The organism is Candidatus Enterococcus ikei, assembly GCF_017316105.1.
GTDB classification, from domain to species: domain Bacteria; phylum Bacillota; class Bacilli; order Lactobacillales; family Enterococcaceae; genus Enterococcus_L; species Enterococcus_L ikei.
In genome coordinates this window covers 12,703-29,180 of the sequence record NZ_JAFLWD010000003.1, presented here as the reverse complement: position 1 = coordinate 29,180, position 16,478 = coordinate 12,703, and the positions used below count along the sequence as shown (strand labels likewise).

Below are 16,478 nucleotides of genomic sequence, written 5' to 3'. Positions count from 1 at the left end.
ACTAAACCTCATTTCTTGTTATTTTATTTTGGTATATGCCGTTTCTTTTTTTCTCTGTCTCCTCCAAATTTTGTCACGCTGTATTCTATTGTCTAATCAAGGGGGGTAAACCCCTGATTAGACAAGAATAGCGGACAGCGGTATGACGGTATTTCTAGTAGTTGTCGGGGCTTGTCGGCGCTATTTAGCCCTTAACGTACAACTCGTTTTGTCGGGGCTTGTCGGCGCTATTTAGCCCAGACAATCATTTTTCTTTATTTTTATAGATGAATCCGTCTTCTGCTCTAAATATTTCGTGTTTTTTTACTCTTGTATAAACGGTGCTTCTTGCAATATCTAAATAGTCAGAAAGTTGTCCAACTTCTACAGAATCTCCATTTTCACTCAATATATTAAATGCCTCTTCTAGTTCTTTCTTGGCTTTCTCCGATCGACTCTCGTTTGATTTAGAAGTTCCTTTTTTCCATTTCTCTTTTGGATTATCCTCAAGAGTGATATCTTGTAACGAATCATCCAGAATATGAATAGGAAACTTGAACCAAGCATTGACAGTCTTGAATCTCGGAAACTCACGTAACGTACCATCTAATCGCCAAGCACTACATTGTCTGGCTGCCTCAACTGCTCTTTGACGTTCTTGTTCTACGATTGCTAGAGTTGGTTGTGCTTGAATAGCTGTCATTAAGTGATGGCTCATTTGTTTCTTACTAAGTAGATCATCAAGGCCTATCTCATTATAAGAAGGGTTATAAAACTTGATTGCTCTGGAATAGGTGTCACAAATTGCCTGATTTTCAAGTACCATATATCGATCTTCTGTGACTGGTAACTCAATCAAATCGAGGATTGCATCTGGATCTCTGGCGAATACTCCAGAACCGCTGGAACGATCCATTGAATTTTTGCCGCCTTGTGATCCCTTGCTGTGGTGATGGCAATAGATAACCGCACAACCAAGCTCAGTTGCAATCTTGTCAAATTGATTCGTAAAGTTAGCCATTTCATGTGCGCTGTTTTCGTCACCAGTTAATACTTTATAGATTGGATCAATCACAACTGCAATATACCCAGCTTTCTGAGCACGTCTGATTAACTTTGGTGCTAACTTGTCCATTGGACTTGTTTTACCACGTAAATTCCAAATATCAATATTTGCTACATTCTCATGTCCATTGCCTAATCGTTTGTAAATCTCAACAATTCGATTCTTGGCTGAATTAGCGTCAAGCTCCAGATTCACATAAAGAACTTTTCCTTGTGTACATGGGAAGCCCATCCAGTTTGTACCTTCAGCAATTGCAATAACTAGTTGCATCAACAGAAATGATTTACCAGCCTTACTAGGTCCAGCAATTAACATCTTATGACCTTGGCGCAGAACACCTTTGATTAATTCTGGCGCTAGCTCGATTTCAGTATCAAAGATATCAGCTAGACTTTCAGGATCTGGCAGATTATCGTTCATGTCTTCGATATATTCTTGCCATTCTTCCCATGATCCCTTGCCAATATTTTTAGCAATAAGGAATTGCTTTTTGTCACCTCTGATAAATCCTGGTAATCTCGTTAGTCTAGAAGGATTCTTATTTTGTTTATCTACTCTTAAACCGTTTTTTTCTACTATCTTATATAAGTAATCGACACGTTCTTGATACTGTGGGTAATTAACGGCATCAACTTTGACAATTGCATGAAGACTTTTTCCACCCGAATAAGTCAGTGCTACGATTGGCAACTCAAGTTCTCTAAGAATTTCATGCTGCTGTTCTATTTTCATGCTATCTGATTCAACTAGAGCATATCTGAAATCAACTACATTAGTATTTTTGATTCCTTCACCATCTAACGGGTTGAATCGAACCCAAGCGCCACATGATGGATTAGGATCTCCCATGACTGCACCGATGTCTCCGTTGTACTTTCTTAATCCTTCGATAAGATCACCAGCCGTTTTTGTATACACTCCAGAATTAGGAAGCCATTTTTCTATATCGCCATTTTTATGCAGATAGCCATCATTTACATAGCTGATAATATCCCCAGGAGAAAAAACAGCTTCTAAGTAATCTATAATCTCTTGTGAGGGATTCCAATGTTTTGGTTCTTGAATTTCTTTTCCCATGACCCAATCAGTTTTTACTAGTTTATAGCCCTTATCTACATCAGTAGCGATGAAGCTATCGTTCCAGTCTAGAAAAGAATCATCATCAGAATAAGAGCTTTGCCAGCCATTCTCTTTTGCTAGTTGTGTGATTGTTGCACCAGTAACTGGTGCGCCATTCCCTTTGAAAGTATCCCACTTTTTGAAACATTCCCCTGAATGATAGCGACCACTGTCTCTTTGGCTCCATCCATCCCAATCTTCTGGCGTAAATCCTTCATGCTTTAAAGCCATTCCACATTGATACCATTCTTCATACGATAGAATAGACGGATCAATGTGATCTAAAACTTCTAATAAATTAAAACTCATTCTAAGCACTGCCCCTCATTCTTCTGTTGTTAGCCTGCACTTTTGCATTTGCCCAACGGCAATTAGATGGTTCATAATTACCATCAACATTTATTCTGTCTATCGAAAGATCACTGTCATAACCATTTGCTAAAGCCCAATTTTCAAAATTCACGTAATCATTTTTCCATTCATCACAAACTGTAATTCCTCTGCCACCATAATTTCTAAACGCAAGACATTTTTTATTAAAACATCGTTTCTTCATTCCTGACCAGATTCTATAAAGTCGTTGTTTTGAACTTCCATGTTTATGATTGTTCCCCTGAATTCTGGATTCAATTTCAAGACACCCACAACTTTTTATCAAACCATTATTCAAATGATCGCTTCTTATCGATTTTTCCTTACCACATTCACACAGACACAACCAGTAAGCATGATTTCCAATATTATCTACACGCTTTAAAGCTACTAGCCGTCCGAATTTTTTATTTTCTAAATTTAATGCTGCTGGCATAATATCACCCCTCTGGTTTGTATTCCGATGCAATAATCCCGTTTGGAATACGCCATCCGTTACCTGCTATTCTGTCAATTAGTTTTCTAGCGCCTTCAAAATTCCAAGTTCCTACATGTTGGAATCCTCGTTGTTCTAAAAAGCGAATTTGTTTCGGCGTTGTTAGCCCTTCAACCTTCCTCTTGTTGAGACGATCAAGTAATAATGAAGCTTTACCAGCATTGTCAATTTCATCAGGCATTATTCCGAATTTTTCTAGTGTTTTAAGCTGATTATTCGTAGGTGGTGACATCTCGTAACCAAATGATGGTACATAACTGGATAAGTCTTCCGCTTGAATACTCATTTCAAATTGCAGAGGATCTACTAGCTTGCGTTTACGTTTCTTCATTTCAGCTAATTGTTTGGCTAGAGCTTCCTCACGTTGAGCAATAACATCATCTGCAGCCTTTGCTTCAGCTTCTTCTAAATCGATAGGACAACCAGCTTCTTCAATGTTTTCAGTCATCTTTTTGGCTACTTCTTCATTTTCAGCAATCAAATGTGCTGGATGACATAATTCATGACGTTCAGTATGCCAAAGGAAATCTAGCAGCAATAGTTCTTCTTTCCCTGGAAACAGTCTAGTACCACGGCCAACCATTTGACTGTATAGGCTCCTTACCTTCGTAGGTCGTAGAACAATAACACAGTCCACACTAGGACAGTCCCAGCCTTCAGTTAAAAGCATAGAATTGCAGAGAACATTGTACTTGTCATTTTCAAAGCCTTCTAACACCTCAGCACGATCTTTACTTTCTCCGTTCACTTCTGCCGCCCTAAATCCTTTGCGATTCAATATTTCTGTAAATTTTTGGCTTGTCTTAACTAATGGTAGAAAAATAACTGTTTTACGATCCTTGCAGTATTCCAACATTTCATCTGCTATTGAATCCAGATAAGGATCAAGCGCATTGCCTAAATCCTTCGTTTTGAAATCGCCTGCTTGTTGGCCCACTCCTGATAAATCTAATTTAAGCGGAACAGTTACCGCTTTGATTGGTGCTAAGTATCCCTCTTTAATCGCTTTTGGTAATGTATATTCGTATGCTAACGATTCAAAGTAACTACCCAAATTTCGCATATCTCCACGGTCTGGTGTAGCTGTAACTCCTAGAACATTGGCTGAGTCAAAATGTTTTAGTACACGTTGATATCCATCACTGATACAATGATGCGCTTCGTCAACTACAATGAAATCAAAGTAATCTGGTGGAAATTGACTCAAGCGTTTTTCTCGTTGCATAGTCTGAACAGAGCCAACCACAACACGGAAGAAACTTCCTAAGCTCGTTTGATCTGCCTTTTCGGTGGCTGTCTTTAGTCCTGTTGCCTTTTCTAGCTTATCGGACGCTTGATCAAGAAGTTCGCCACGATGTGCTAACACAAGTCCACGCTCACCCAAACGGACACGATCTTCAATGATCTTACTGAATACGATTGTTTTGCCGCATCCAGTCGGTAATACTAACAACGTTTTTTTCTTTCCTTCGCTCCATTCATTTTGAACGGCTGCTTTTGATTCATCTTGATACGGTCTAAGTTTCACGAATTAACCCCCTCCTGTATTATTTAAACAGTCCTCCAAAAGCTTGTTGCCTGCTCATGGTGCCGTTGCGTTTGTCTCCTTTTATTTTTAAGTCTAGATCAGGTTGTTTTGACAACTCTTTCCAACGGACCTGATCCACTGTCCCACTGCTTAACATCCTTGCTATACTCTCGCTAGCTTGCGCTGCTGTCATGCCTGTGTATATTAGATTACTCATTACTGTTGGGTATCTCCAATCAGGTATCACCCTCTACCTCCTCCAGCTTTCTGCCGCACATAGGGCAGTATTTTATCGGCACCGCTCTTGTACCGTGATACGTCACTCTAGATACTAGCAAATATTTGTATATTGATATCTCTTGCTCATGATCTCCAAAAGGCGTAGGCTCAATTCCTTTAACGATTGCTTTGCCACTTACGCAATACTCACACATCATCTATCACCATCCAATCTAACAGCAACCGTCCTCTTGCCTTTGTCACGCTTTTTTAGATACTTATCGAAATAATCGATTACAAAGCCGACCTCGTATGAGTTAAATTTTTCCACTGATACCATATTGATCGGATCGTCTGATTCATTGTCCGTTAAATAGATTGTGTAAGAATACAAATTACCATCTGTAGTTGTGCCATTTTCTTTCTGGTTTACTGTGTCTATCTCAATATGAGTTTTATCTGTATTGTAAATTTCAATTAGTTCGTACAACTTTAATCACAAAGGAGTAAAAAGCTTTTTAGTGTCGGCCGACAAACCTCCACTCCTTTCGTTTGGTTATCCTCTTAAAATTGTTTGCCGCCATGTTTAAACGGACGAGACTTGTTATACTCATGTTTTTGGATGATCGCCGATTGCAAATCAATACCATAATGCTCACTCATATCCATAATCCTGATAACTACGTCAGCAAGCTCAATCGGTACACCTTCAAGTGATCCGTCATGAGTGCTAACGTATGTTTCGTTAACTGCTAGACCTTTTCTTACCTCTTCTAACGCTTCAGACAGCTCGGAATGACAAAGAGCAATTAATGTACCAAAATCTTGTTCTTTCTCCCACCATCCGTGATCTACTGCATTCTGATGCACTTCTATTTGTAATTCGGAAATTGATTGTTTTTTCATTCCGCTTCCTCCTTCCATTGTTCAAAAATCAATTTATTTCCTGTTAATTCGTTTAATTTACAGACAAGCTCATTGTCACTATCTTCTAGCTCAAACTCCGCGAACACTAAACTTTCATACCATGCTGCCATTGTTGCTATTTCATCAACAGTGAGTTCAGTTGTGATTTTTTTATTTCTCAGTTCCGTCGGATATAGCATTTATTCTTCCTCCTCTACTGGTACAGCCATTGCCTTAATCTCTGGAAAATACTTATCTATTTGATCCTGGGTAAATTTATAAGCATTACCTTGTCTAAAACTGATCTCACCGTTATCTTTTAGACAATAGTGTAAATTGCCGTTATGCGTATAAGGTACTGGCATTGTAAAAAGCGGCTCTTTTTCCACGGTATAGCCGTCTAGCCATGCTCTAGCGAAAATTTCTACATTACTATTGATCCAGTTAAATAATTCAGGTGATCCTTTGCCGTCAAGCACATATATAATGGCAACGCCTAAACCGCCAACCGGAAACTGTTCTTTCCTCATTTCTAGATACTCAGCCACAAACTCTGGCACCAGAACTTTGTCCTGTTTGGTTGGTAGTGATGATTTATGCACAATCCGATAGCCGTTATCATAAAGTGTTTTATCGCCTCGTACTGGTACATTGAGATCTGCATGTTTAAATAAAATTCTCATATCATGATAAAAATCAGCTGGATTAAATGTGGGTTCATCAGTATCGGTTGTTTCTGCTATTTTCTTCCATGCTTGTAATTCTGTGATTTTTGAGTTGTTTAAACCAAATTTTGTAATGTACTGTAACGTCTCTTGGATGCCTTTGTTGCAGACTAACTTAAATTTGCGATCCAATTTTTCGTATTCCGCTGATTTTCTAAAAATATCAGTAAATTCCTCAATCTTTTCCATACGTTGTGTCCTCCTTATTCAAGAAAAGGCGGGTTTCCCCGCCCTTAAATTAAGCAATTATAGTGATTCTTTCTGACTCGATTTCTTCTTCTAACGCTTCAATTAAGAACTCTCGAATGTTTACTATTGCTTGGTTTCTCCATGCCCCACCATCAGCTTCAAAGATCGCAGCACGCGGACCATCTTTCATGCGGAATACAAATTGACTAGCTGGTTGTTCAACTTCTAAGAAAGTTCTGTATGGTGCCAATAAAACAGGATTAGGGATTTGAACATTCGCTTGCGTTGCTACACCTTGGTTAATAGTAATCGCTTGGCTAACACCGTCATCGCTTGCCTGTTTGACATTTTTTTCAGCTACATTTCCAACGACTTGTAACAACAATGCACGGTCATCTGGAATTTCTGAATTTTCGATCAAACTAACAAATTTTGATTGTAATGCAATGTTGAATTCTTCCATGTCATAGAAATTATCAAAATGAAATCTAGGAACGATTGCACTAGCTGTAGCTAAACATTCTCTACTTCCATCCTCTTCAATGATCCCTTTCAAGTGAACCGTTTGTTCATTTTTAATTTGTACGATCAATTTATTATCAATACGTTCTATATTCGCTTTAATATAATTCACAAATCCTGAAAGAGTATTGATTTCAAGTGGATCAGCTAGGTAAACTTTAGGTGCAATTTCTCTAGCATCCCCATTGTTGTTAATGACCATCCAACGTGTATCATTATCAAAATTAACTAAACGATCTTCTGGTTGAATTCCTTGTTCCATCAAATATTGGATTGCTTCTTTTGTCATTGTCATTTATTTATCCTCTTTTCTCTTGTAAGTTTATGATTTGTTGTTTTTGAGCTTCTTTGACAGCTTCTTCTTTTTCGATAACGTCAATAGGTTCACCGACATCCGTTTTTTGTTGGCCATCAACTGGATCAATAAAGGTCTGCCCTGGTGCCTCAGACTGTAATTCACGAGCAGCAACCTTTCCGCTGCTTAAATCCTTACCTGTTAAAATAGTAGTGTCAAAATCTCTTACTGGTGCAAGTTTTGTTGAAAAGCTACTATTTAGGACAATAACTTGACGGTTGTCATCTGGCGCAAATTCAAGTTTGATGGTGATTGCTCGTTTATCTTTCGCTTTAGTATTAGGATCATGGATATTATTAAATAATTTTTCTAACTCCCCATCCAGTTTTTCTTGGATAGCTCCATTCGCCATTGCTGATAAATTCAATTCAATTTCTTTAGACATTAAAATGCTCCTTTCTAGAATGCTCCTGGTTGAAACCCAGTATTTTGTTGTTGCGGTTGATTATTTTGATTGAAATTTTGTTGTACTGGTTGTTGATTTACATTTGTTTGTGGTTGCTGTGTGAAAGTTTGTTGTGGCGTTCCTGTTTGTGCTGTAGGTTTCAAAAATTCTTTGATTCGGTTATTTTGGCGTTCTTCCCCTTGGCTCTTGTAGCTATTGATTTCTAATTTTGCACGTCCGGTACTACCGATAATTGTTGACCAGTTCGGATTGAATGGCTGTCCAATAACTGGTGCTTGTCCAATAGCTGAAAAGAATTCTGTTAATTTCCATTGGAATTTTTTCATCATATATAAACGTTCTCTGACTACAGTTTTCCCTTCTGCTCCCGTTACTTCCAAAGATACTTCTGCATATGGCGCACCATTTGGAATCTTGTCACTAGCTCCGTCATAGATTTTGCGTTCCATATTTGTCACAGTAAATTGGTACTCTCCTGCTGGTAAAAGTGTGAACGAATTTTCTTCGGCCACAAAACCACCATTCCAGTCTAAAAACTCATTTTCGTTGTTGTTGTTCATTCAATATTCCTCCTAGAAATTTCTAATTTTTGTATTTAATAAATCCATTGCCTTACCCCAGTTACTTGATAAGTAACCCCAAAGATCGGCTGGAATATTATCCAATGGTGTATCGGCTGGCATAAAGCCGCCTTGATAAATAATTTGCATAATCTCATCGACTGTAACTTGATTAGTAACCATAAGATCAGCAACAGATTTTGGAACACTTTCAGGAATAACTTGATCTCGTTCTGGCGCAACATTTGGAATAGGAACATTTTCATCAGGTATACTTTGTGCTGCAGAAGCGACGTCAAATTTTGGATCAAGTTCTGGTTGAACTGGACTATTTTTTGGAATAGTTACTTGCATTAATGCCTGAGCAATCTGAGAATAATCAAAAGGCAATTCGTCAGCTAGTCCCATTCTATTTTTGGCATCCCAAGCTGGACGGTGAGTTGTATACATCATTCGTTGACCGCCTGTAGCCTTTTTGCTGTCTGTCTTGCTGTCCGTGATGATCGTTGTCTTGTAGTTCGCAAACAACACGGCATCGGCCCACTCTTTAACTATGGGAGCTGTCTTCTTCTCAAGCTTCAACTCATATCGATCATATGCCCCCATTTCGTCAGGCTCTTCTTTTTTCCGCAGCATTGCGTGGGCTGTGACAACAACATTGACACCAGCATCTACTACATCGCTTAATAGATTCAGTAAGCTACCCATTTCTTTTGCTAAGGCAACAAACTTTTTGCCGTAACCTTCTGAATCAATTGCTGACCATCCGTTAGAATCCATTAAATGGCGCTTGCAGATTTCTTCTGCCCAATCCATCGTATCGATCACTAATGTTTGGCAAGGCTTATTGGCCTTAACATATGACACTTGTTGTAGAAGCATCGTCCAGCTTGTTGGCTTGTCAAAACGTTTTACATTCATGTGTAACGTTGAATCCTCCGTATCAATAAACAATGGATCTGGAAACTGACTTGCAAACGTTGATTTACCGATTCCTTCAACGCCATACAAAACAATTTTTTGTGCTTTGGGTACTTTCCCGCTTGTAATATTCATTAAAATGCTGCTCCTTCCCATGATTTAGGTGCTGATGGAATGATATCGTTGACTGGTGCAACCTCGTCACCAGAAACATAACCGTCCTCGATAATTATCGAGCATTCATCACCAGTTGAAACTCTGGTTGCGATGGCTTGTAGTCCTTCATGTTCCAGCCACTTACCAAACTCTTCTAATGTTGCTAAATCCATTTGTTCTAATTTATCAATCAAAATGAACCCACAATCTGGTTTAAATTTACGAACAATCGCAGTTGAAACTCTAAGTTGTTCCGCTCCACTCATGTTGTCCCACTTCTGACCTTTATAGATAAGATCTCCATCCTCAACTGATAATTCAGGTAGTGGTAAATCAGCGTTATTCAATAAATCGGTTTTCTTTTTGCGAACATCTTCTAATTTTGATGTCAATTTTTGATACTCTTGACGCTGAACATTTGCATCTTCTTCTGCTTTGTCTTTATCCAAATTGGTACGAACTTTAGCGTTTATAGTTTCAATATCTAATAAATTACGTTCTAGCTCTGCTGTTGATTCGTCATTAAGGTTCTCAGCAGATTTTCTAGCTGTTTCAAGGTCTTTTTGTGTAGCTTCCTGTAATCCCATTAATGTTTGTAATTGGCCTTGTAACTCTTGGATTTGTTGGTTTACACGAGCTATATTATTTTCACCTTGTTGCAATTGATACTCGATCTGGCTTACTTGCTCACGTTTTCTCTGATTCTCACCATTACGAGCTAATATCTCCTGTTGCTGTTGAATCAACTCAGATGCTGATACAAGCTCTTTCGGTGCGTCAGGATAAAAGGGTTGCTCTTTAGCGAACTTCTCTTTCTGATCAGCGATTTGCCCGATTGTGCGGCGTTGATTGTAAATCTCATTCTCTTCTCGCTCAAGCTGCATGAGTTGAGGACCAACCCCGATAATTTGAAGCAAGGTATTTGCTTTTTCTTTATTGGACGATTCGATGAACTTCGGTAAATCGATGGCTAGCTCTTCCACAAATCCATTAAGTAATTGCTGACCAGCTTTTTCACCGTTAGGATCAATAACTTTCAATGTGCTATTTTTCCCCTTACGCTCAACGATCAATCCGTTACTCATAACAATATGAATATTTGGCGGTGTCACGGATCCTTCACGATGTGCTTTACTCGGTTTGTAACGATCGCCGCCTAATGCCCATGCGATGGAATCTAAAATACTCGTTTTCCCTTGGCTATTTGGACCGCCGATCACTGTCAATCCATTTTGAGTTGGTTCAACTTTCACAGCCTTTACACGTTTCACATTTTCAATCTCTAATTTATTTATTTTTACTGACATGATTTACCTCCTCTTTTAAAACTCATCCCACGGATCTTGATGATCTTCTTCTCTATCCTTCTTATTCATCTTTTTCAGTAACGTCCATACTCTCAAAAATGTTGAGATCAGGATAATTCCGATAATTATTTTTTGAATGAAAAATCCCATTTGATCACCTATTTCTTTGTATCAACAATTGCTTCGCCTGTTTGAACTTCAACCCAGCCATGTTTCATCCGTGCTTGAGCTTCTGTGTAGCGAACCAGTTCATCTGTTACAGAACTAGCAACTTTATTATTTGCTGTCGATTCTGCTTCAGCAGCTTTTACTTTTTGATAAGCATCACTATCAGCTTTAGTTTTTGCTGTTTCGGCATCCAGTTTGGCTTTTTCGTTGTCTTGACCAGCACGAATAATCCCGTCAATTGATTTTTGCGTTTCATCGTCCACCTCTGGAACTCCGACTGTTACATCCTCAACAACAAACCCTTTGGCTTCTACAGCTTTAGAAAAGTTTTCCAATAATGAAGCTTCTACTTTTGAGGAATCGCCCGAAAGAACGTTTAATAGGCTGTATTTTGAATACACTTCACGAGCTTCTTTTTGTAGTTTGGATTTTAACCATCCTTTTTCAATATCCTCTGACGTAATATTTCCGAATTCTTTGTACATTTTTGATGCATTAGTAGAATCAACTTTATAATCGTATTTGATATTAACCGTTGTTTTCTTTCCATCTGATGTTGAAACAGAAACGTCTTTTGCTTGAATTGTTTGCAAACGAATTGGGTATTGAATTACTTTATCCAATCCAACAAATTTAACCCCTTGAGACAATGTGTCGTCCTTGATACCACCGCTCATTGAATAGCGCACACCCACATATCCGTTATCGATCTTTTCAAAAAATTTGAACGCTCCGACTACTCCTAGACCGATTACAACTGCCCCTGTTACTAAAACCTTAGTTCCTGTGTTTTCTGACATTTAAAAATTCCTTCTTTCGTGTTATAATTTTTGTAAGAATAATTTATTTAATGGCTTGTATCGTTGGCAGACGATGCAGGCTCTTGTTTTTGTTCATCGTTAATTGGTAAATAACCTGTTAAAGTCAAAATTTTCAATGCAAATTGGTTTAACTCTTCTCTAGTCAACATGGGTTGAATTCCGCTAGTTATTAGCATATACTCAGCGTTTTGCGGTTCATGTTCAGCTGGCATAAATTCTCTAATCTCAGTACAGGTGTAATCTTTTGCATCTGTGAGATAAATCGAATCACCCCATCTATCTAATGAAAATTCTTGACCTGAAAAACTTAGTCTTTTTTCACTCATTTAATCACCATCTTTCAGTTTCACTGCAGTCAATGCTTTGTTTTTATCTTTACGAGATTCAAAACGTTTCTTTCCTGTCGGTGTGGTTAACCATTGTATAAAGCTTGGTTTCACTTCCAACCGCTCTGCGCACTCGTCTAGAGTTCCGATAAATTGAAATGAATCGCCTTTATAAATTGCGTATTCAATATTAGCCACTTCACATCCCCACTCTCTGAATAACATCCAGTATTAGATTGTACTGGTGATACATTTCTGTCAGCTGATCCGTTTTCTTTAAATCCTGATTTTTCAACGGTTTAGCATTTTCATTTCTGATTAATGCAGCATAGTTATCAGCTTTATCCTTTATTGCTTGGACAACTAGCTTAGTTTGTTCTGGATTTAGCAATTTATTCACACCTTTCTAATAAGCATCATTTGTTAAGATTTCAATATTCAACAAGATATCTTTTAAATAGTAATCTGCACCTTTTTCTGAATCAGATAAATCTGACTGCAAATTCTGAATAATACTTTTGACTCTTAATAGTTCATTCTTATCAAGCAATTCATTCACACTCCCACTTTCGGAAACACTTCTTCAACTCGACAATCCAATGCATCAGCTATTTTATACGCTAGTTCTAGTGATGGTTTGTACTTGCCATCACCAATGCGTACAACGGTTTTCTTTGATACGCCTACAGCATCTGCTAGTTGTTGAGACGTAATCCATTTATCTGCACAAATGACCTGCAAAGCGCTTGTAAATACTGCTTCTTTCTTTTTAAACATGGTCGGTTCCTCCCTAATTCACGTTTTTTCTACCATTCACATAAGAATGGAAATCTAACGTCCGTACAGCTACATAAGCGATAACTACTACTAAAGATATCCAAAAGGATATTGAAGCCGTAGCAATCACAAAAAGTGCCATAGGGATATCTTTTAATGTGAGTGTGCCGTTAAAAATACACAGGATCACGATTATCAGTCCTGCAAATACCCACATGCTTGATGTGATAGCCAGGAATAAAGCGAACGGTGTTTCGTCTAACGCGTTGAAAAATTTACGTTTCATTTTTTTATTGTCCTTTCTATTAGTATTGTTAGAAATCATTCACCTTGGTATACTTTATCTATCAGCAAGTGGTCTGCTGAAATAAATTAGGTGAGGTGGAAAATATGCAAAGACAATATGTCTCATCAACCAGAATTCGTAGTGTCGGTTGGTCAAATAACACTATGGAAATTGAATTCAAAGACGGAGCTGTTTATCAATATCACAACGTATCTCAGTCTGAATATCTTGCATTTATGAATTCAAGTTCTCTAGGTTCGGCATTATCAAGACTAGATAAATCACACACATACAACAGAGTTTAGTTTTCTTCTTTGATTGGTTGAAACCAGTCATCCGATACCACTTTTACCCCGTATGATTCGATCTCAACTCGGACATGCGGGTTTAATTCTTCTCGCAATATTTTTGCAATTGCCTCAGCGTGTTCGATAATTTCCTTGTTAATTTTATTCATTCTTCTTCTCCTCCTGATTTCTGTATTCTATCTACTACCCAACAGGTATACATCACCGCTAAAAACGCATAGGCTTGTACCGTCTCACCTGTGGCAAAGCAGATGATCGATACTGCTAGTAGGATTAGGTTTGCTGTTAGTTTCACATCGCTCTCGCCTTCCAACTGATGTTTATCCACTCGCTAGTGCGATAAATCATCAAACCAAATATCTTTCCTTCTCGAGTCTGCTCCTTGTGTTCAACTTGAAAACCACTACCAAGTTTTTCTTTCAAAAATTTTACAGTTCGATCGTCTCGTAACCGTCTAACGTAATAGCTTTGTTTAGTACCAAAATAAGACTCATTTTCGTCTTCTTTTTTAATGTAAATTTTAATACTGGTGAAACCTTTTTGAGCGTCCTTGATTATTCTTGTCTCCAAATTCAATTTCTTGTACCAACGTTCAAACCATTTTTCGAATGATTCATCAGTAACTTTATTAATCTGATCAATTAGACTCACTTTTCTTTTTCTCCTTCGTTTAATGAGTTTTTTAATTATGATGCTTTGCCTGCCCTGATATAGTTTCAGTTAAGAAATGGATTGCAAAATTGAATTTAAGTCATGAAGATTATAATGTTCTAGTAATTGACACAATGACTTCTTCGGTAGAAACTCACGATGCGGCTTTACTCGCCGGTGGTCCTTTAGAAAATTTATCTAACTTTTCCACACTACACACAGCCTCATGGGCAAATAAATACTGGTCAGCTAGTTCAGCGATGGAACTGCCTGAGTTGCTAATTTCTCCCTCTTTTCAAGTTATTGATATATGCTTGGTTTAGTTTTTTTAACTCCTCAGTGGAATTGTATCCACTTTTATTCAAGTTATCAGAATCGTGATTTTCCACGCTTTGCATTCTCATAGCATGATTACCACCGACATTAACGACGTTAACTCCACCACCATAAGACTTACTTTGCTCCTGACTACTCGCAATAGTTTGGAGCAATTTTGTTTGTTTTTTCTGTTCAGCTAACATTTGATTTAGTAGTTTCTCCATTCTTTTCACATCCCTACATTTAATTTCATTTCTCTGCTGCTTAACGATTTTCCATAGACTGTTAGTAGTTTTTACTAAAGCAATTTGCATAGCCTCCTCACAATCAGAACGGCTGATGCCAGGATAGGTTTGTTTCATTCTTTGAAAGAAGTTTTCAACTATATCCAAGTTTGACCACTCCTTTTTATTAGGTTTGTTCGAGATCTAAAAAAGATGGGGCTTTAGCTAAAGCTGCGAGAATTTCCGCGATTGCGTGGATTTCCTCTTTTCTATATCTTCTTAGTAATATAGTGTATAAAGTTGAAGCTTCTAAACAATATGACGTCGGCTTTGCAGTAAACAATTTATCGTATATTCCGTATAGTTCTTTTTCTGCTTCGTTTAAATCTGTTTCGGATTGGTTCATTGTTTTCCTCCTTTATTGTTAATTGAATTATGATGCTTTTTCTTTTCTGGCTTTCAGCCTATTATCAGATCGCCATTGCAAATATTTTTCAAAATGACCATAATGGATAAGGCAAATTTTGTGTGACGGATTTAAGATTGTATGTTTTATCGGGTAATTATCCCTGCAGTCTGCGATATAATCATTTAATGTTCCCAACTTTAGACCATCGATTTTTTTTAATACAACTTCTTTAGTCATATAATCTGTTTTTTCCTTATCTGGATCTTTGCGAATAATTTCAAGAAGTTTTTCACAATTTGATTTAGTTGGCATCTTTACACCTCCTTTTTAAGCTGTTTGTTTATTCTCAGTCAATCGACTATAAATTTCATCACTGACCGATAATTTCAACCCATATTTTTCTTTGACAGCCATTAATTCAACCGTGTCATCTAAAATGCGTTGTCTATCAACTAACATTTCTGGTGACATTTCATTCTTCTTAATCATCTTAGGAAATCCGTACATAATAGATACAGCTTTGTTAGATACTGTGTTAGCTTTAATGAAATTTACACGTAATGGCTTCTTTAGCGACTTTTTTAAATTCTCCATTGCTGCTTTTTGATGTTCTTTATCTAACATTCGGAAAATTTCAAAACCTTCTAATCCAGTTGATTGACGTAGTTCTTTGATTATTTTGAAAATCCAACGCTTGAATTGTTTAGCCTGTTCCATCTTTGAACTGAAAACTAAATCATAGATGCCAAATTCACTGATCATAACTGCTTTAGATTGATAGTTACTACCAGTCCCCCGAATCAGGGTAGTGGTTTTATCTTCATTTGATACGTGAGTAGCTACAGCATTTTCAGGTTTCTTATAGCCCAGCGCTTCTGCAACATCTCTTGCTACCGCCCACCATTCGTCATTGATAGAAACAAATCTAATTTGATGTCCGTTCCAGTTTTCTGTTTTCATTCCGATACTCCTTTCTCTATATCTCAATTTGAGATATATTTACTTAAAAAAATATTTCGGTTGGTTCTATATTAAAAAAATTAGCCAAAATATAAATTTCATAATCATGAAACGGGTATACACCTTTTTCTTTTAGCTCGTATTGCCTTCTCTCCAATCCTACAATCTCAGCTATATATGAGGTACTCAATTCTTTTTCTCTTCTAATAGCCCTGAGTCTTGTTTTTGGTTTTAGAAATTCCGCTTTTAAAGCTTTCTTTTTTTCTTTTGTTGTCATGTCTATACCTCCCTTCTGTAACTTACAAATCGATTATATCTCAATCTGAGATATAAAGTCAAGGTTTTTATCTCTAATCGAGATATTTTTCATTTACAATCACATTTCGTTGTGATATTATTATCGC

The 16,478-nt window shown here is 37.5% G+C and carries 29 protein-coding genes; 1 reads left to right on the top strand and 28 read right to left on the bottom strand.

Annotated elements, in window-relative coordinates; genetic code table 11:
- Positions 1-244: 244 nt before the first annotated feature.
- The 20 genes from JZO69_RS01055 to JZO69_RS00960 all read right to left on the bottom strand — a co-directional run bounded on the left by JZO69_RS01055 (position 245) and on the right by JZO69_RS00960 (position 13,204).
- Complete coding sequence (locus JZO69_RS01055) at positions 245-2,473, bottom strand: AAA family ATPase (protein ID WP_207111061.1); 2,229 nt, start codon at positions 2,471-2,473, stop codon at positions 245-247.
- Position 2,474: 1 nt separating this feature from the next.
- Complete coding sequence (locus tag JZO69_RS01050) at positions 2,475-2,972, bottom strand: hypothetical protein (protein ID WP_207111060.1); 498 nt, start codon at positions 2,970-2,972, stop codon at positions 2,475-2,477.
- Between the two features lie 4 nt (positions 2,973-2,976).
- Entirely contained in the window at positions 2,977-4,560 is a 1,584-nt protein-coding gene (locus JZO69_RS01045; protein ID WP_207111059.1) for a DEAD/DEAH box helicase family protein, read from the bottom strand.
- A 19-nt stretch (positions 4,561-4,579) separates the two neighbouring features.
- The gene (locus JZO69_RS01040) at positions 4,580-4,807 is read right to left on the bottom strand and encodes a hypothetical protein (RefSeq protein WP_207111058.1); all 228 of its coding nucleotides are present in this window, start codon (positions 4,805-4,807) and stop codon (positions 4,580-4,582) included.
- Between the two features lie 186 nt (positions 4,808-4,993).
- A complete protein-coding gene (locus JZO69_RS01035; RefSeq protein WP_207111057.1) occupies positions 4,994-5,269 on the bottom strand; it encodes a hypothetical protein in 276 nt (91 codons plus the stop codon).
- Positions 5,270-5,343: 74 nt separating this feature from the next.
- Positions 5,344-5,703 carry a nucleoside triphosphate pyrophosphohydrolase family protein gene (locus JZO69_RS01030; RefSeq protein WP_242586455.1) on the bottom strand — a complete coding sequence of 120 codons (360 nt, stop codon included), beginning with the start codon at positions 5,701-5,703 and terminating at the stop codon, positions 5,344-5,346.
- The gene (locus JZO69_RS01025) at positions 5,682-5,885 is read right to left on the bottom strand and encodes a hypothetical protein (RefSeq protein WP_207111056.1); all 204 of its coding nucleotides are present in this window, start codon (positions 5,883-5,885) and stop codon (positions 5,682-5,684) included. The genes JZO69_RS01030 and JZO69_RS01025 overlap by 22 nt, the downstream gene beginning before the upstream one ends.
- Positions 5,886-6,599, bottom strand: coding sequence for a DUF1642 domain-containing protein (locus tag JZO69_RS01020; RefSeq protein WP_207111055.1), 714 nt, complete (start codon positions 6,597-6,599; stop codon positions 5,886-5,888).
- Positions 6,600-6,648: 49 nt separating this feature from the next.
- A complete protein-coding gene (locus JZO69_RS01015) occupies positions 6,649-7,416 on the bottom strand; it encodes a hypothetical protein (RefSeq protein WP_207111054.1) in 768 nt (255 codons plus the stop codon).
- 4 nt (positions 7,417-7,420) lie between these two features.
- On the bottom strand, positions 7,421-7,861 hold the full coding sequence (locus JZO69_RS01010; RefSeq protein ID WP_207111053.1) for a replication terminator protein: 441 nt from the start codon (positions 7,859-7,861) through the stop codon (positions 7,421-7,423).
- Between the two features lie 14 nt (positions 7,862-7,875).
- Positions 7,876-8,442: a hypothetical protein gene (locus JZO69_RS01005; protein ID WP_207111052.1), complete on the bottom strand. Its 567-nt coding sequence runs from the start codon at positions 8,440-8,442 to the stop codon at positions 7,876-7,878.
- Between the two features lie 12 nt (positions 8,443-8,454).
- Positions 8,455-9,498 (bottom strand): ATP-binding protein, encoded by a 1,044-nt coding sequence (locus JZO69_RS01000; RefSeq protein ID WP_207111051.1) that lies wholly within the window; start codon positions 9,496-9,498, stop codon positions 8,455-8,457.
- Complete coding sequence (locus tag JZO69_RS00995; RefSeq protein ID WP_207111050.1) at positions 9,498-10,826, bottom strand: AAA family ATPase; 1,329 nt, start codon at positions 10,824-10,826, stop codon at positions 9,498-9,500. The genes JZO69_RS01000 and JZO69_RS00995 overlap by 1 nt, the downstream gene beginning before the upstream one ends.
- Positions 10,827-10,984: 158 nt before the next feature.
- Positions 10,985-11,794 carry an SPFH domain-containing protein gene (locus JZO69_RS00990; RefSeq protein WP_207111049.1) on the bottom strand — a complete coding sequence of 270 codons (810 nt, stop codon included), beginning with the start codon at positions 11,792-11,794 and terminating at the stop codon, positions 10,985-10,987.
- Positions 11,795-11,841: 47 nt separating this feature from the next.
- Positions 11,842-12,141 (bottom strand): hypothetical protein, encoded by a 300-nt coding sequence (locus tag JZO69_RS00985; protein ID WP_207111048.1) that lies wholly within the window; start codon positions 12,139-12,141, stop codon positions 11,842-11,844.
- Positions 12,142-12,339: a hypothetical protein gene (locus tag JZO69_RS00980; RefSeq protein ID WP_242586453.1), complete on the bottom strand. Its 198-nt coding sequence runs from the start codon at positions 12,337-12,339 to the stop codon at positions 12,142-12,144.
- Between the two features lies 1 nt (position 12,340).
- The gene (locus JZO69_RS00975) at positions 12,341-12,532 is read right to left on the bottom strand and encodes a hypothetical protein (protein ID WP_207111046.1); all 192 of its coding nucleotides are present in this window, start codon (positions 12,530-12,532) and stop codon (positions 12,341-12,343) included.
- Between the two features lie 15 nt (positions 12,533-12,547).
- Positions 12,548-12,691 carry a hypothetical protein gene (locus JZO69_RS00970; protein WP_207111045.1) on the bottom strand — a complete coding sequence of 48 codons (144 nt, stop codon included), beginning with the start codon at positions 12,689-12,691 and terminating at the stop codon, positions 12,548-12,550.
- Positions 12,692-12,696: 5 nt separating this feature from the next.
- Positions 12,697-12,918, bottom strand: a complete 222-nt coding sequence (locus JZO69_RS00965; RefSeq protein WP_207111044.1) for a helix-turn-helix transcriptional regulator — start codon at positions 12,916-12,918, stop codon at positions 12,697-12,699.
- Positions 12,919-12,931: 13 nt separating this feature from the next.
- On the bottom strand, positions 12,932-13,204 hold the full coding sequence (locus tag JZO69_RS00960; protein ID WP_207111043.1) for a hypothetical protein: 273 nt from the start codon (positions 13,202-13,204) through the stop codon (positions 12,932-12,934).
- Positions 13,205-13,308: 104 nt separating this feature from the next.
- Here JZO69_RS00960 and JZO69_RS00955 point away from each other — a divergent pair, with 104 nt between their 5' ends.
- Positions 13,309-13,509: a KTSC domain-containing protein gene (locus JZO69_RS00955; protein ID WP_207111042.1), complete on the top strand. Its 201-nt coding sequence runs from the start codon at positions 13,309-13,311 to the stop codon at positions 13,507-13,509.
- On the opposite strand, the gene JZO69_RS00950 is transcribed toward JZO69_RS00955, so the two are convergent.
- The 8 genes from JZO69_RS00950 to JZO69_RS00915 form a co-directional block, all read right to left on the bottom strand.
- Positions 13,506-13,661, bottom strand: coding sequence for a hypothetical protein (locus tag JZO69_RS00950; protein WP_207111041.1), 156 nt, complete (start codon positions 13,659-13,661; stop codon positions 13,506-13,508). The two genes, JZO69_RS00955 and JZO69_RS00950, sit on opposite strands and share 4 nt — an antisense overlap.
- A complete protein-coding gene (locus tag JZO69_RS00945) occupies positions 13,658-13,825 on the bottom strand; it encodes a hypothetical protein (protein WP_207111040.1) in 168 nt (55 codons plus the stop codon). The genes JZO69_RS00950 and JZO69_RS00945 overlap by 4 nt, the downstream gene beginning before the upstream one ends.
- Complete coding sequence (locus JZO69_RS00940; protein WP_207111039.1) at positions 13,804-14,163, bottom strand: hypothetical protein; 360 nt, start codon at positions 14,161-14,163, stop codon at positions 13,804-13,806. The genes JZO69_RS00945 and JZO69_RS00940 overlap by 22 nt, the downstream gene beginning before the upstream one ends.
- Positions 14,164-14,441: 278 nt before the next feature.
- Positions 14,442-14,873: a hypothetical protein gene (locus tag JZO69_RS00935; RefSeq protein WP_207111038.1), complete on the bottom strand. Its 432-nt coding sequence runs from the start codon at positions 14,871-14,873 to the stop codon at positions 14,442-14,444.
- Between the two features lie 19 nt (positions 14,874-14,892).
- Entirely contained in the window at positions 14,893-15,111 is a 219-nt protein-coding gene (locus JZO69_RS00930) for a hypothetical protein (RefSeq protein WP_207111037.1), read from the bottom strand.
- 27 nt (positions 15,112-15,138) lie between these two features.
- Positions 15,139-15,426, bottom strand: coding sequence for a hypothetical protein (locus JZO69_RS00925; protein WP_207111036.1), 288 nt, complete (start codon positions 15,424-15,426; stop codon positions 15,139-15,141).
- 15 nt (positions 15,427-15,441) lie between these two features.
- Positions 15,442-16,074, bottom strand: coding sequence for a BRO-N domain-containing protein (locus JZO69_RS00920; protein WP_207111035.1), 633 nt, complete (start codon positions 16,072-16,074; stop codon positions 15,442-15,444).
- Positions 16,075-16,117: 43 nt separating this feature from the next.
- Positions 16,118-16,351 carry a helix-turn-helix transcriptional regulator gene (locus JZO69_RS00915; protein WP_207111034.1) on the bottom strand — a complete coding sequence of 78 codons (234 nt, stop codon included), beginning with the start codon at positions 16,349-16,351 and terminating at the stop codon, positions 16,118-16,120.
- Positions 16,352-16,478 lie beyond the last annotated feature (127 nt).

Excerpts from the sequence above, each read along its gene's own strand:
- JZO69_RS01055 (WP_207111061.1), bottom strand. The coding sequence starts at position 2,473 with ATGAGTTTTAATTTATTAGAAGTTTTAGATCACATTGATCCGTCTATT.
- JZO69_RS01050 (WP_207111060.1), bottom strand. The coding sequence starts at position 2,972 with ATGCCAGCAGCATTAAATTTAGAAAATAAAAAATTCGGACGGCTAGTA.
- JZO69_RS01030 (WP_242586455.1), bottom strand. The coding sequence starts at position 5,703 with ATGGAAGGAGGAAGCGGAATGAAAAAACAATCAATTTCCGAATTACAA.
- JZO69_RS01025 (WP_207111056.1), bottom strand. The coding sequence starts at position 5,885 with ATGCTATATCCGACGGAACTGAGAAATAAAAAAATCACAACTGAACTC.
- JZO69_RS01020 (WP_207111055.1), bottom strand. The coding sequence starts at position 6,599 with ATGGAAAAGATTGAGGAATTTACTGATATTTTTAGAAAATCAGCGGAA.
- JZO69_RS01015 (WP_207111054.1), bottom strand. The coding sequence starts at position 7,416 with ATGACAATGACAAAAGAAGCAATCCAATATTTGATGGAACAAGGAATT.
- JZO69_RS01010 (WP_207111053.1), bottom strand. The coding sequence starts at position 7,861 with ATGTCTAAAGAAATTGAATTGAATTTATCAGCAATGGCGAATGGAGCT.
- JZO69_RS01005 (WP_207111052.1), bottom strand. The coding sequence starts at position 8,442 with ATGAACAACAACAACGAAAATGAGTTTTTAGACTGGAATGGTGGTTTT.
- JZO69_RS01000 (WP_207111051.1), bottom strand. The coding sequence starts at position 9,498 with ATGAATATTACAAGCGGGAAAGTACCCAAAGCACAAAAAATTGTTTTG.
- JZO69_RS00995 (WP_207111050.1), bottom strand. The coding sequence starts at position 10,826 with ATGTCAGTAAAAATAAATAAATTAGAGATTGAAAATGTGAAACGTGTA.
- JZO69_RS00990 (WP_207111049.1), bottom strand. The coding sequence starts at position 11,794 with ATGTCAGAAAACACAGGAACTAAGGTTTTAGTAACAGGGGCAGTTGTA.
- JZO69_RS00985 (WP_207111048.1), bottom strand. The coding sequence starts at position 12,141 with ATGAGTGAAAAAAGACTAAGTTTTTCAGGTCAAGAATTTTCATTAGAT.
- JZO69_RS00965 (WP_207111044.1), bottom strand. The coding sequence starts at position 12,918 with ATGTTTAAAAAGAAAGAAGCAGTATTTACAAGCGCTTTGCAGGTCATT.
- JZO69_RS00960 (WP_207111043.1), bottom strand. The coding sequence starts at position 13,204 with ATGAAACGTAAATTTTTCAACGCGTTAGACGAAACACCGTTCGCTTTA.
- JZO69_RS00955 (WP_207111042.1), top strand. The coding sequence starts at position 13,309 with ATGCAAAGACAATATGTCTCATCAACCAGAATTCGTAGTGTCGGTTGG.
- JZO69_RS00950 (WP_207111041.1), bottom strand. The coding sequence starts at position 13,661 with ATGAATAAAATTAACAAGGAAATTATCGAACACGCTGAGGCAATTGCA.
- JZO69_RS00930 (WP_207111037.1), bottom strand. The coding sequence starts at position 15,111 with ATGAACCAATCCGAAACAGATTTAAACGAAGCAGAAAAAGAACTATAC.
- JZO69_RS00925 (WP_207111036.1), bottom strand. The coding sequence starts at position 15,426 with ATGCCAACTAAATCAAATTGTGAAAAACTTCTTGAAATTATTCGCAAA.
- JZO69_RS00920 (WP_207111035.1), bottom strand. The coding sequence starts at position 16,074 with ATGAAAACAGAAAACTGGAACGGACATCAAATTAGATTTGTTTCTATC.
- JZO69_RS00915 (WP_207111034.1), bottom strand. The coding sequence starts at position 16,351 with ATGACAACAAAAGAAAAAAAGAAAGCTTTAAAAGCGGAATTTCTAAAA.